Annotated in this window: 12 protein-coding genes; all 12 read left to right on the top strand. The window is 38.4% G+C overall.

Annotation, left to right across the window (positions count from 1 at the left end; all coding sequences use genetic code 11):
* Window positions 1–13: 13 nt before the first annotated feature.
* The 12 genes from J2S77_RS05285 to flgC all read left to right on the top strand — a co-directional run bounded on the left by J2S77_RS05285 (window position 14) and on the right by flgC (window position 13273).
* Window positions 14–2194 carry a TP0910 N-terminal domain-containing protein gene (locus J2S77_RS05285; protein WP_306975331.1) on the top strand — a complete coding sequence of 727 codons (2181 nt, stop codon included), beginning with the start codon at window positions 14–16 and terminating at the stop codon, window positions 2192–2194.
* Window positions 2191–2460: an EscU/YscU/HrcU family type III secretion system export apparatus switch protein gene (locus tag J2S77_RS05280; RefSeq protein WP_306975329.1), complete on the top strand. Its 270-nt coding sequence runs from the start codon at window positions 2191–2193 to the stop codon at window positions 2458–2460. The genes J2S77_RS05285 and J2S77_RS05280 overlap by 4 nt, the downstream gene beginning before the upstream one ends.
* A gap of 118 nt (window positions 2461–2578) precedes the next feature.
* Window positions 2579–3739, top strand: a complete 1161-nt coding sequence (sucC, locus tag J2S77_RS05275) for an ADP-forming succinate--CoA ligase subunit beta (protein WP_306975328.1) — start codon at window positions 2579–2581, stop codon at window positions 3737–3739.
* A 16-nt stretch (window positions 3740–3755) separates the two neighbouring features.
* Window positions 3756–4658: a succinate--CoA ligase subunit alpha gene (gene sucD / locus J2S77_RS05270; protein WP_306975326.1), complete on the top strand. Its 903-nt coding sequence runs from the start codon at window positions 3756–3758 to the stop codon at window positions 4656–4658.
* 74 nt (window positions 4659–4732) lie between these two features.
* The gene (gene dprA / locus J2S77_RS05265) at window positions 4733–5647 is read left to right on the top strand and encodes a DNA-processing protein DprA (RefSeq protein ID WP_306975324.1); all 915 of its coding nucleotides are present in this window, start codon (window positions 4733–4735) and stop codon (window positions 5645–5647) included.
* A 571-nt stretch (window positions 5648–6218) separates the two neighbouring features.
* Window positions 6219–8294 (top strand): type I DNA topoisomerase, encoded by a 2076-nt coding sequence (gene topA / locus J2S77_RS05260; RefSeq protein WP_306975322.1) that lies wholly within the window; start codon window positions 6219–6221, stop codon window positions 8292–8294.
* Window positions 8295–8543: 249 nt separating this feature from the next.
* On the top strand, window positions 8544–9443 hold the full coding sequence (xerC, locus tag J2S77_RS05255) for a tyrosine recombinase XerC (RefSeq protein WP_306975320.1): 900 nt from the start codon (window positions 8544–8546) through the stop codon (window positions 9441–9443).
* A gap of 15 nt (window positions 9444–9458) precedes the next feature.
* A complete protein-coding gene (gene hslV, locus J2S77_RS05250) occupies window positions 9459–10022 on the top strand; it encodes an ATP-dependent protease subunit HslV (protein WP_306975318.1) in 564 nt (187 codons plus the stop codon).
* The gene (gene hslU / locus J2S77_RS05245; protein ID WP_306975316.1) at window positions 10022–11416 is read left to right on the top strand and encodes an ATP-dependent protease ATPase subunit HslU; all 1395 of its coding nucleotides are present in this window, start codon (window positions 10022–10024) and stop codon (window positions 11414–11416) included. Before hslV ends, hslU begins: the two co-directional genes overlap by 1 nt.
* Window positions 11417–11433: 17 nt before the next feature.
* Window positions 11434–12213 carry a GTP-sensing pleiotropic transcriptional regulator CodY gene (gene codY, locus J2S77_RS05240; RefSeq protein WP_306975314.1) on the top strand — a complete coding sequence of 260 codons (780 nt, stop codon included), beginning with the start codon at window positions 11434–11436 and terminating at the stop codon, window positions 12211–12213.
* A 220-nt stretch (window positions 12214–12433) separates the two neighbouring features.
* The gene (gene flgB / locus J2S77_RS05235) at window positions 12434–12814 is read left to right on the top strand and encodes a flagellar basal body rod protein FlgB (protein ID WP_306975312.1); all 381 of its coding nucleotides are present in this window, start codon (window positions 12434–12436) and stop codon (window positions 12812–12814) included.
* 3 nt (window positions 12815–12817) lie between these two features.
* Window positions 12818–13273 carry a flagellar basal body rod protein FlgC gene (gene flgC, locus J2S77_RS05230; RefSeq protein ID WP_306975310.1) on the top strand — a complete coding sequence of 152 codons (456 nt, stop codon included), beginning with the start codon at window positions 12818–12820 and terminating at the stop codon, window positions 13271–13273.
* Window positions 13274–13289: the final 16 nt, after the last annotated feature.

Here is a 13289-nt window from a genome sequence, read left to right as displayed (position 1 = left end):
GGCGTGAATATTAATGGCTGAAGTAAATAAAGTGTTTCAATCAATTCGAACGGGACAAGCAAGTTCAAATCAGGTCAATTTACGTGAAGGTCAAGTTGTGTCTGGACGTGTGATGAAGTTTTTCCCTGATAACAAGGCAGCCGTTCAATTAGGACAGCAACAAGTAGTCGCTCAATTAAATGCTAATTTACAGTCGAATCAAAACTATTTATTACAAGTAAACCGCACAAATCCTACTCTTCACTTACAAGTGGTTAGTGAAGAGCCAGTCCGATCCCCCATGGATGCTGCTAGAACATTATTAAATGCAAGTAATCAACAAGCAAGTCGGCAAGAAACCACGATGCTTGCCCAAATGTTGCGGGAACAACTTCCTGTCAGCCAACAAAATGTAGGAACATTATTATCTTTAGCCCGAAGTGATAGTCATGATGCCCAAACTGTATTGCGTGAAATGCTCACCAGACAGTTCCCTTTAACGGAGCAGACATTTAAAGCGGTGGATCAGCGAATTAATAATCCTTTTTCTATCCAACAATCATTGTCACAAATGCAAGGTCAATTGGCCGGATCTAACCAATTGACGAATGCTCAAATGCAGTTGAGCTTATACATACAAGTACTTAGTGGTAACCAGTTATCAAATCAACAAATGATGACACAATTAACTCATCAAATTTTATCTGAAATTGGACGTGGTTCTGAGACAACATTTCAAATGTTGCAAAAAGCTGGTGTCATTGGGCAACAAACGACATTTTCTCAATGGTCTAGTACATGGTCTAGGTGGGCTGAGAACAATCAAATCACATTTAATATCAATTCGAGTGGTGCAACGACATCAACTAATATGGCATTACCTTACAATTTAACAGCAGAACAAGTGCAATCCGGTTTTCAGCAATTAGCGAACCAACAGTTACCAGGTGGTTTAAAAACACAGCAGTTAATGCAATCGTTTATGAATCAGTTGAGTCAACTTCAACAGGGTGGGACAGAACGATTGAATTTCCTGCAAAACGTGACACAGTTACCTGCATTCAATCAAGTGCAATCAAACTTATCATCTACCAACCAACAAACGATGCAACAATTGGTCCAGTTTTTAAATCAAAATCAAGGCACGCAAGCTCAGCAATTATTAATTAGTGATTCTGGTCAACAGTTAATGCAAAACTTAAACCAATTGTTAGGTAATCAATTAACCGCTGAACAAAGTCGAGGGCTTCAAATCTGGCAAAATGTTATGCAATCATCACAGCCAACTAATATGCAACAAATGATGCAACAGTTTCAAACATTTTTTAATATGACACAACAAGATCATCAAGCCACCAATCGAATGCAACAAGCGTTAGCACAAGTGCAAAACCAATTATCTCAACCTAATCAACAGATGCTGCAACAAGTTCTGCAAGCTGTTAATCAAAACCAGCCCGCTCAAGTACAGCAACTACTGAGTAGTGAGAACGGACAACAATTAATGCAGCAACTAGCGCAATTTAATGCTCAAGCTATGACCCAACAAGATGCGCGTGCCATGCAAATTGTAAATAACATGATGCAGCAATTGTTGACTCAACCCCAACAATCCTCGACGTTTAATCAAGTTATGCAACAGTTACAAGCTATGTTCAATCAGCAAGACATGGTGCAAGCTCAAATGTTGCGTCAGGACTATCCAGGTATGGGTCAATTACTACAAACAACCTTCGCACAAACAGGACAAGAATCATTCGGGCAAATGAATCAAGTTCTACAAGCGATGCATCTATCTATGCAAGATACAGCGAAAGATTGGATGCAATTTTCCGCTCAGTTACCGAAGGAAATGTTAGGTTTGAACGAAGATTTATGGATGGATTTTGAAGGTCAACGCCAAGCTGATGGATCAATTCACCCTCAGAACTGTCGGATTATGTTTTATTTAAATTTACCAAATCTTGAACAAACGGTTTTAGATATGCGGGTTAAACAGGGAGATGTTTCACTAGATATTTATCATGAAGACCCTAGTCAATTGGAACCTTTAGTTAATGGATTCGCCGAAACACTTAAATTGAATTTAAGAGATAAGCAGTATGAACTCAATCAAATACAAGTAAAACCGATCGAGCAACAGCATCAAAGTCCAGATATTCAACAAGAAGAATCCGTTTACTCGTCTTATAAAGGGGTGGATTTTCGCGTATGACTGAACACTATAAACGGAAGGAAGCTATGGCATTACGCTATAATGAAGTGGCAGACGATGCACCAGAGATCGTTGCAAAAGGTAAAGGGTTAGTAGCAGAAGAAATATTGGAACGCGCTACAGATCATAACGTCCCTGTATACGAAGATCCAGCGCTAATGAATTTAATGAGTGAACTTAATATAAATGAGAAAATTCCAGAAGATTTATACCAGGCTGTTGCCGAAGTATTTGTATTCATTTATCAATTAGACAAAAAATACTAAAAACACATATAAAAATGTGACAGATTCTTTTGATTACGACACATTTCATGTATAATGATAGAAGTGTGGTTTTAATTAATTAAGTATATTGTAGTGACTTTTGATGGGAGGATGTAACATGAACATTCATGAGTACCAAGCGAAGGAAATTTTCCGTTCTTACAACGTTGCAGTACCTAACAGCAAAGTTGCTTTTTCAGTTGATGAAGCTGTTGAAGCCGCTAAAGAGTTAGGCTCTGATGTTACTGTTGTAAAGGCACAAATTCACGCTGGTGGACGTGGCAAAGCAGGCGGTGTAAAAATCGCTAAAAGCTTAGATGACGTTCGTGAATACGCGAATGAAATTCTAGGTAGTACATTAGTAACACACCAAACAGGCCCTGAGGGTAAAGAAGTTAAACGATTACTCATCGAAGAAGGCTGTGACATTCAAAACGAATACTATATCGGAGTTGTCATGGACCGTGCAACATCAAGTGTTGTTATGATGGGCTCAGAAGAAGGCGGTACTGAGATTGAAGAAGTAGCGGCAGAGACACCTGAGAAAATCTTCAAAGAAGTAATCGATCCAGTAACAGGACTTATGCCTTATCAGGCACGCCGTTTAGCGTTTAATATTAATATTCCTGAAGAGTACTTAGGCAAAGCCGTTAAGTTCATGATGAGCTTATATGACGTTTTTGTTCAAAAAGACTGTTCAGTTGCGGAGATCAACCCTCTTGTAACGACAGGTGATGGTGAAGTATTAGCACTTGATGCGAAATTAAACTTTGATGATAACGCATTATTCCGTCAAAAAGACCTCGTTGATTACCGTGACTTAGACGAAGAAGATGATAAAGAAATTGAAGCATCTAAACATGACTTAAGCTATATTGCCCTAGATGGTAATATTGGTTGCATGGTTAACGGTGCAGGTCTTGCAATGGCTACAATGGACATCATTAAACACCATGGCGGCGAGCCAGCAAACTTCTTAGACGTTGGTGGTGGTGCCACTGCCGAAAAAGTTACAGAAGCATTTAAGATCATTTTGTCCGATGACAACGTTAAAGGAATTCTCGTCAATATCTTCGGTGGTATTATGAAGTGTGACGTGATTGCTGAAGGTGTTGTTGAAGCTACGAAGCAAATCGGTTTAGAGATTCCATTAGTCGTTCGTTTAGAAGGTACGAATGTTGAACAAGGTAAGAAGATTCTAGACGAATCAGGCTTAAATATCACATCAGCAGATTCAATGGCTGATGGTGCTGAGAAAATTGTATCTCTAGTAAAATAAGAAAGGACGGACGAAAATGAGCGTTTTTATTAATAAAGACACAAAAGTTATTGTTCAAGGTATTACTGGTGGAACAGCGCTTTTCCACACAAAACAAATGCTTGACTATGGTACACAAATCGTCGGTGGTGTAACACCGAAAAAAGGTGGTACTGAAGTAGAAGGTGTCCCTGTTTTCAATACAGTAGAAAATGCTGTTGAGGAAACTGGCGCCAATGCTTCTGTTGTATATGTACCAGCGCCATTTGCTGCAGATGCGATTATGGAAGCAGTTGATGCAGAGTTAGATTTAGTCATTTGTATCACTGAGCATATTCCAGTACAAGACATGGTCAAAGTGAAGCGTTATATGGAAGGTAAGAAAACGCGCTTAGTAGGACCAAACTGCCCAGGTGTGATTACACCAGAAGAATGTAAGATTGGTATTATGCCTGGTTACATCCACAAAAAAGGTCACATTGGTGTTGTATCCCGTTCAGGTACACTAACTTATGAAGCGGTTCATCAATTATCTGAAAATGGCTTTGGTCAATCAACAGCTGTTGGGATTGGTGGCGATCCTGTGAATGGTACAGATTTCATCGACACATTAAAAGCATTCAATGAAGATCCTGACACAGAAGCTGTGATCATGATTGGTGAAATCGGTGGTACAGCTGAGGAAGAAGCTGCAGAGTGGATCAAAGCTAATATGGACAAGCCTGTTGTAGGCTTCATCGGTGGTGCAACAGCGCCTCCAGGAAAACGTATGGGTCACGCAGGTGCGATTATCTCAGGTGGTAAAGGAACTGCTGAAGAGAAGATTCGTGTCATGAATGAATGTGGCATTAGTGTTGCGTCAACTCCAGCTGTGATTGGCGAAACAATGATCGATACATTAAAAGAAAACAACCTTTATGACAAATGTAAAACTCATTAATTTGTAATGTACGAGTTGGGCGCATGATGGTGTTGCCCAACTCGATTTTTATCAACGGTTAGGAGTGTTGTTATGTGACTAAAAAACAAGCTTTTTTACTTTATCTTATTTTACAAACTCGCCTCGTTAAACGGCAAAACCTATCGCGCTATCTCCTCGACAACAATGAACTTGATTCATTATTAATAGCTCCCTCTAAAGAGCTCTCACGAGTATTGTCAATCCCTCACGATCATTCAACCCAATTACAACAATTAATCCATAGTAAGCCCTTTAAACGAAAGTTATGGCAACAATTTTGCTCTTCGCCAATCATTAACTGGTTTGATCAAACATACCCCGAGTCTCTTCGCCATATTCCAGATCCTCCATTAATTTTGTATTATCAAGGTGATCTCTCTTTATTAAACACACCTAAATTGAGTGTTATTGGTTCAAGAAAACCCTCCCAATATGCCGAACGAAAAATTTCCTATATGCTTAAGCCTCTTATAACCGAAACGTGGTCAATTGTTAGTGGAATGGCAAAGGGCGTGGATAGTTTGAGTCATCAATATGCGATGGATCAAAAAGGCAATACAATCGCCATACTAGGATTCGGTTTTAATTATATTTATCCGGCATCAAACCGTCCATTATATGAACAAATTGCTAGAAATGGCTTAATCCTTTCAGAGTATTCACCTGATACAAAACCCCAAAAATGGCATTTCCCTGAACGAAATCGTTTGATAAGTGGTTTGTCCACTGCTACGTTAATTGTTGAAGCAACAGAGCGAAGTGGTACGATGATTACAGCAGATCAAGCTTTGGAACAAGGGAAAGAAGTATATGTTATCCCAGATAGCATCTTTTTACAACAAGCTCAAGGTTGCCATCATTTATTGAACGAGGGCGCTGTCCCCGTGACAACACCCGAACAACTCCATTCATATTTATCTTCAGGATCATGGATGAATGAGAATCATCCACACCCTCAAATTAAATAAGTATGTTTAAGAAAACTTTACTTATCATTATTAATATTGTTTTTTATTATGTTTTTAAGCGCATAGAGTTGTTGAATTGTGAGGAGCGAAGGTGGCGACTCCTGGTCGACTAAGTTCGGTCACGTCCTGTGACCAACGTCGACATTAGGCCGTCCGGGCCGTCACGGGAATAGCACGAGTCTCGAGACCTCCAGAGGCCCACAGGATGTGGGTCACTTCGGCGTTTGTGATTGACGTCCGGCACTTAGCCGAAGTTCCTTTAGCTTCCGAGGAGGCTCGAGCCGTGCCCGCGGAAAGCGTCCACCGGTAGCGGATCACAATATTAACAACGGACTATGAGAGAGCGAAAAATTATAAAATTTAATAAAAATCGTGTTTTTCGACAGCGTATAATTAGTCATTGTCGAACATTTTTTCGTTTAACCGTTTGACAAATGCATATAAGTTATTTAATAATGAATGAGATTATAATGCAAGGTGAATTTGTAGTATAAGCGATTAATACAAATACCATTTTGACAACTATAATATGGCGTAAACACACGAAATAACCTCGTAGGAGGCATCAAACATGTCAGATTATCTAGTTATTGTAGAATCGCCCGCAAAGGCCAAAACAATTGAACGTTATCTAGGCAAAAAATACAAAGTTAAAGCATCAATGGGACATGTCATCGATTTACCCAAAAGTAAAATGGGAGTCGATGTAGAAAATGATTATGATCCGAAATATATTACAATCAGAGGAAAAGGGCCCGTCTTAGATGATCTAAAAAAATCAGCTAAAAAAGCTAAAAAAGTTTATCTCGCAGCCGACCCTGACCGCGAAGGTGAAGCTATTGCATGGCATCTCGCTCACAGTTTAGGCATTGAAGAAGGTGCTAAATGTCGAGTCGTTTTTAATGAAATAACGAAAGATGCCATTAAAGAATCGTTTAAAGAACCGCGAGAGGTTGACATGGACTTAGTCAATGCTCAGCAAGCTCGTCGAGTATTAGATCGTCTCGTTGGTTACAATATTAGCCCATTATTATGGAAGAAAATCAAAAAAGGTTTGAGCGCAGGTCGTGTTCAATCTGTTGCTGTTAAACTGATTATTGACCGCGAAAATGAAATTAATAATTTCGTGCCAGAAGAATATTGGTCAATTACTTCGGAGTTTACTCACAAAAAGAAAAAATTCGAAGCTAAATTTCATGGAATTGACGGTGAAAAAACAGATCTAAAAAATGAAGAAGATGTACAAAAAATATTGAATCGACTAGAAGGAGAGACTTTTGACGTTCAAAGCGTAAACAAACGTGAGCGTAAACGAAATCCATCTTCTCCTTTTACTACTTCCTCATTACAACAGGAAGCTTTCCGGAAATTGAATTTCAGAGCTAAAAAGACGATGATGATTGCTCAACAATTATACGAAGGAATAAATTTAGGTGGGAAAGATGGAACGACTGGTTTAATCACCTATATGCGTACAGACTCAACTCGTGTATCTAATACAGCTAAAAATGAAGCTGCTGAATTAATCGAAGCGAAATTCGGTCAGTCTCATTTGGGTAAACAAAAACAAGCTAAGAATGATGAACGCTCTCAAGATGCGCACGAAGCCATTAGACCAACGGCTATTCATAAAGAGCCAACAACGATAAAGCCCAAGTTATCTAATGATCAATATAAGTTGTATAAATTGATTTGGGAACGGTTTGTTGCTAGTCAGATGGCACCAGCCGTGCTTGATACCGTGACAGCTCACCTTATGAATAACGGGGTAGAATTCCGCGCGACAGGATCTCAAGTTAAATTTAAAGGTTTTATGGAAGTTTACGTCGAAGGTCAAGATGATAAAAAGAAAGATGAACGGAAAATGTTGCCGCCTTTAGAAGAAGGGGATCAGGTAACAGCGCAGGATATTACACCTAATCAGCACTTTACACAACCACCTCCACGCTATACGGAGGCTCGCTTAGTTCGGACACTTGAGGAGAAAGGTATCGGAAGACCATCGACCTATGCACCAACTTTAGACACCATACAACGCAGAGGTTATGTTGCCTTAGATAATCGGCGTTTTGTTCCAACTGAGCTTGGCACGATCGTAATTGATCTATTAGAACAATATTTCCCTGAAATTATTAATGTTCAATTCACGGTAGACATGGAAAATAATTTAGACAGTGTAGAAGATGGTGATAAAGAGTGGCGTAAAATCATTGACGATTTCTATCAAGATTTTGAAAAGCGCTTAGAAAAGGCAGAAGAAGAAATCGAAAAAATCGAGGTTCGTGATGAGCCTGCTGGTGAAAACTGTGAAAAATGTGGCCACGAAATGGTTTATAAGATGGGACGATACGGTAAGTTCATGGCATGTTCGAACTTCCCGGATTGCCGAAATACTAAGCCAATCTTAAAAGAGATTGGTGTTGATTGTCCGCGATGTAAAAAAGGAAGTATAGTAGAACGTAAGAGTAAGAAAAACCGTACGTTTTACGGTTGTGATCAGTATCCTGAATGCGAATTCATCTCTTGGGATAAACCGATTCAAAGACCATGTCCAAAATGTGCATCGTTAATGGTTGAGAAGAAACAAAAGAAAAGCACACAAGTTAAATGTACAGAATGTGATTATAGCGAAACAGAACAATCATGATTTGAAGAGCTAACGATTATTCGTTAGCTCTTTTTTGTATATTTTTCAAACAAATTGTGAAAGATGAAAATAGTTAAGTATTTTAAATTGACACACAATTTCACTTCGTTTAAAATTTGCTATTGGTGAGGAAGCTTCATAATTGAAATGACGGTGATCAGCAAAAAGTGACAAAAATGTGAAAATTGTTGTATTATTTTGAAAAGTTTGATAAAATTTTAAATGGTAAAGCTAAGAGGAGGGGGTTCTATGACCTCAGAAAAACTATTGCATGATTTCAAACAATTTCTGGTGGTAGAACGTCACGCATCTTCGTATACGGTTGATCAATATATGACTGATTTAGATCAATTCTCTCGCTTTATCACGAAAGAACAGATTGATGGATTTTCTGAGATTAAACAGTCCGATCTTCGTATCTATTTGACGGAACTATACGAAGAAGGTCTGTCTCGAGTATCGGTTTCACGTAAATTATCGAGCCTGAGGTCTTTTTATACGTTTTTAGAGAAGGAAGGCTTTGTCAGTGTTAATCCGATCGAGTATGTCTCGTCACCTAAGCGTGACCGGAAAATACCTCAATTTTTTTATGAGGAAGAATTAGCTAAGTTGTTTGAAACTGAAGATGTAAGTACACCACTTGGTCAGCGAAATCAAGCCATTGTAGAAATGCTCTATGCGACAGGTGTTCGTGTGAGTGAACTTGTTCAAATGAAACAAGACAATTTCGACTTTTCCTTGAAAACAGTTCTGGTACAAGGGAAGGGGAAGAAGCAGCGTTATGTTCCATTTGGAGCGTATGCTGAAGATGCTTTAGTTACATACTTACATGATGGTCGGGTGGAACTAGCTCATAAAACAAATGAGGCATCTGATTATGTATTTTTAAATCATCGTGGTGATCCTTTAACTGACGAAGGTGTACGCTATATTTTAAATGAAATGATGAAACGTGCCGCGATAACAAGTACTATTCATCCCCATAAGTTAAGGCATACTTTTGCAACGCATTTACTAAATCAAGGTGCAGATATGCGTTCAGTCCAAGAATTACTCGGGCACGAAAGTTTGTCTTCAACACAAATTTACACCCATGTTACTAAGGACTATCTACAAAATATTTATAACAATGCTCATCCACGAGCGTAGTGAAAGAGGGATAAAATGGAACAATCGTTTCATGCTACAACGATTTTTGCAGTACGCCACAAGGGTGAAGCTGCAATGTCAGGCGACGGACAAGTTACATTTGGTAATGCTGTCGTTATGAAACATAAAGCTAAAAAAGTAAGAAAATTATATCATGGTCAGGTTCTAGCTGGTTTTGCTGGATCAGTTGCTGATGCTTTTACGTTATCCGAAAAGTTTGAAGCTAAGTTAGAACAGTATAATGGTAATCTAAGTCGCTCTGCAGTTGAATTAGCCAAAGAGTGGCGAAGCGATAAAGTGTTACGCCGTCTTGAAGCGATGTTGATCGTCATGAATGAAGATCAAATGCTGCTAGTATCAGGTACTGGTGAAGTAATTGAACCAGATGATGATATTTTAGCTATTGGCTCAGGAGGGCATTATGCTTTGAGTGCAGGGCGCGCATTAAAACGCTATTCTGAAGATCAATCCGCAGCTAATATTGCGCAGGCCGCTCTGCAAATTGCAAGTGAAGTTTGTGTCTATACCAATGACGAAATTATTTTAGAGACACTAGACGATAAAGGAGATTCTCATTAATGAGTACAAAAGCAACACCTAAACAAATTGTAGACCAACTGGATCAATATATTATCGGTCAAACAGATGCTAAACGAGCTTTAGCCGTTGCGCTAAGAAACCGGTATCGTAGGATGAATTTATCTGAAGAGATGCGAGATGAAATTGTCCCGAAAAACATTTTAATGATTGGCCCAACAGGTGTTGGTAAAACAGAATTAGCACGTCGTTTAGCAAAGTTAGTTGGAGCACCTTTTTCTAAAGTAGAAGCCACTAAATTCACAGAAGTTGGCTATGTTGGCCGTGATGTCGAATCAATGGTGCGTGATCTTGTTGAAACTAGCGTCCGCATGGTAAGAGAAGAAAAGATGCTTGAAGTTCAGACAAGAGCGCGTGAGGCTGCTAATGAACAATTAGTAGACTTACTTGTTGGCGGAAAGAAAAAGCAATCAAATCAGGCTTCTAAGAATCCTTTAGAAATGTTGTTTAATCAGCAGCAGCAACAGCCAGAAGAAGACGCTGAAGAACAAGAAAATTACGCGAACAAACGCCGCCATGTAAAAACGCAGCTTGACCAAGGACAACTAGAGAATGAAACAGTAACCATTGAGGTCGAAGAACAACAGTCATCAATGTTTGATATGTTACAAGGTTCGGGTATGGAACAAATGGGTATGAACATGCAAGATGCACTCAACCAGTTCATGCCGAATAAAACCAAAAAGCGAAAACTACCTGTTAAAGATGCGCGTGAAGTCTTAACTCAAACTGAAGCAGAAAAATTAATCGATATGGATGAAGTTCACCAGAAGGCTATTGAGCAAGCTGAACAATCAGGAATTATCTTCATTGATGAAATTGACAAGGTTTGTGGTCAAGATAACAAACAAGCGAATGTCTCGCGAGAAGGTGTTCAGCGTGACATATTACCAATCGTTGAAGGTTCAACGATTATGACAAAGTATGGAGCAATTAAAACGGATTACATGCTATTTATTGCAGCAGGAGCATTTCATACGGCGAAACCGTCTGATTTAATTCCTGAATTACAAGGGCGTTTCCCGATTCGTGTTGAATTGAATAAGCTAATTGTTCAAGATTTTATTAACATCTTAACTGAACCTTCTAATGCGATTATCAAACAATATACTGCGCTTCTTGAAACAGAAGGTATTCGTGTTGAGTTTACAGAAGAAGCGATTGAACGCATCGCTGAAATTGCTTTCGAAGTGAACCAGGAAACAGATAATATAGGTGCAAGACGTTTGCACACTATAATGGAAAAATTATTAGAAGACTTATCATTTGAAGCACCAGATATTACGATGGAAAAAATTGAGATTACAGCCCCTTACGTAGATGACAAGTTATCTTCCATCGTTAAAAATAAAGATCTATCTGAATATATCTTATAATCTAGGAGGAATGAAAAATGAATTTATTAGAAAAAGCACGCGTGATTAACGCAATGCTTCAAAAAACCCAAGGAAAAGCCGTTAACTTCAACGACATGTCTGCTACATTACGTGATGTGATAGGTGCGAACATTTTTGTATTGAGTCGTAAAGGTAAATTATTAGGTTTTGCCATTAAACAAGAGATTGAAAACGAACGAATGAAAACGATGTTAGAAGAACGTCAATTCCCAGAAGAATATACAAACAATTTATTTAGTATTCAAGAAACAACAGCAAATATTGATATTGACAGTGAGTACACAGCATTCCCAGTTGAAAACAAAGAATTATTTCAAAATGGTTTAACGACAATCACTCCAATTATTGGTGGTGGCGAACGACTAGGCACTCTAATTCTAAGTCGAATTGAAGAATCATTTAATGAAGATGATCTTTTATTAGCTGAATATGGTGCTACTGTTGTAGGTATGGAAATCTTGCATCAAAAATCTGAACAAATTGAAGAAGAAGCTCGCAGTAAAGCTGTTGTTCAAATGGCGATCAATTCATTATCATATAGTGAGCTTGAAGCGATTGAACATATCTTTAATGAATTAGAAGGAAACGAAGGGCTGCTTGTAGCTAGTAAAGTAGCGGATCGTGTAGGTATCACACGATCAGTGATTGTAAACGCTCTACGTAAACTAGAAAGTGCAGGCGTCATTGAATCACGGTCATTAGGAATGAAAGGAACGTATATTAAAGTATTAAATGACAAATTCTTAGTAGAATTAGAAAAAGTCAATATGCTATAAACTAAGACTAAAGGCTAGCTGGTTATAATCAGCTAGCCTTTTTTTGATCAAAATATAGTATGTTTTTACTAGTTCTATAGAACCTTATCTATTAATATCGACAAAATATAAAAATTTTTGAGCAAAACTCTGTGTTATTTTTTGCGGATTTATGTAATAATATAAGGAAATACGATAATACATATAGATTCGAAAATTTCAAAAGAAAGGTGGGGGTCGATTGAGTTTGTTTGGTCAAACAATTAGTAATTTGGAACAAGGGCTTAATTATTCTTCAGCTAGGAATCAAACCATTGGGAATAATATCGCAAATGTTGATACCCCAGGTTATAAAGCTAAGCATGTATCATTCAAGGATCATTTAAATGCTGCGAGTTTTGAAGCAAAGCGTACTGATCAACAGCATATTCCCTTTTCTGATCAAGAATCATCATTTAATGTAACTTCCAGACAAAATACGACATATAACCATAATGGGAACAGTGTCGATATTGATAAAGAAATGAATGAATTAGCACAAAATCAACTGTATTATGAGGCATTAACAGAACGAATTAACGGTAAATTCAGTTCGCTTAAGTCTGTCGTAGGAGGTAGGTAAATCATGAGTATCTTTTCAGGTATGAATACGAACGCAAGTGCTTTAACAGCTAATCGTTTTAAAATGGATGTCGTATCCTCGAACATTGCTAACGCTGATACGACACGTGCTGAATTGAACGAAGATGGCGAATGGGAACCGTATCGTCGTAAGATTGTTTCTCAAGAATCAAGAGGCGCAAGTTTTGATTCATTCTTACAAAAATCATTAAATCAAAGTGACAACCCTGGTGGAGGGGTGCGCATTAATTCGGTTGAAGAAGATCCTTCTCCTTTCCAAGAAGTATACAACCCTTCACATCCTGATTCGAATGAAGACGGTTATGTTCAAAAACCTAATGTTAACCCTCTTGAAGAAATGCTGGAGCTCATGTCGACTTCTCGTTCGTATGAAGCGAACGTAACAGCTTTAAATGCATCAAAAGGAATGATGATGAAATCGTTAGAAATTGGAAGGTAAGGTGACTTGAATGAAA

This window comes from Alkalibacillus salilacus (genome assembly GCF_030812915.1).
Lineage (GTDB): Bacteria > Bacillota > Bacilli > Bacillales > Alkalibacillaceae > Alkalibacillus > Alkalibacillus salilacus.
Note: the sequence above shows the minus strand (reverse complement) of the source record. Positions and strands in the feature narration are given on the sequence as shown.

Coding starts and splice junctions, on each gene's coding strand:
- xerC (WP_306975320.1), top strand. CDS start 8,544: ATGACCTCAGAAAAACTATTGCATGATTTCAAACAATTTCTGGTGGTA.
- hslU (WP_306975316.1), top strand. CDS start 10,022: ATGAGTACAAAAGCAACACCTAAACAAATTGTAGACCAACTGGATCAA.
- J2S77_RS05285 (WP_306975331.1), top strand. CDS start 14: ATGGCTGAAGTAAATAAAGTGTTTCAATCAATTCGAACGGGACAAGCA.
- codY (WP_306975314.1), top strand. CDS start 11,434: ATGAATTTATTAGAAAAAGCACGCGTGATTAACGCAATGCTTCAAAAA.
- topA (WP_306975322.1), top strand. CDS start 6,219: ATGTCAGATTATCTAGTTATTGTAGAATCGCCCGCAAAGGCCAAAACA.
- flgC (WP_306975310.1), top strand. CDS start 12,818: ATGAGTATCTTTTCAGGTATGAATACGAACGCAAGTGCTTTAACAGCT.
- J2S77_RS05280 (WP_306975329.1), top strand. CDS start 2,191: ATGACTGAACACTATAAACGGAAGGAAGCTATGGCATTACGCTATAAT.
- sucD (WP_306975326.1), top strand. CDS start 3,756: ATGAGCGTTTTTATTAATAAAGACACAAAAGTTATTGTTCAAGGTATT.
- hslV (WP_306975318.1), top strand. CDS start 9,459: ATGGAACAATCGTTTCATGCTACAACGATTTTTGCAGTACGCCACAAG.
- sucC (WP_306975328.1), top strand. CDS start 2,579: ATGAACATTCATGAGTACCAAGCGAAGGAAATTTTCCGTTCTTACAAC.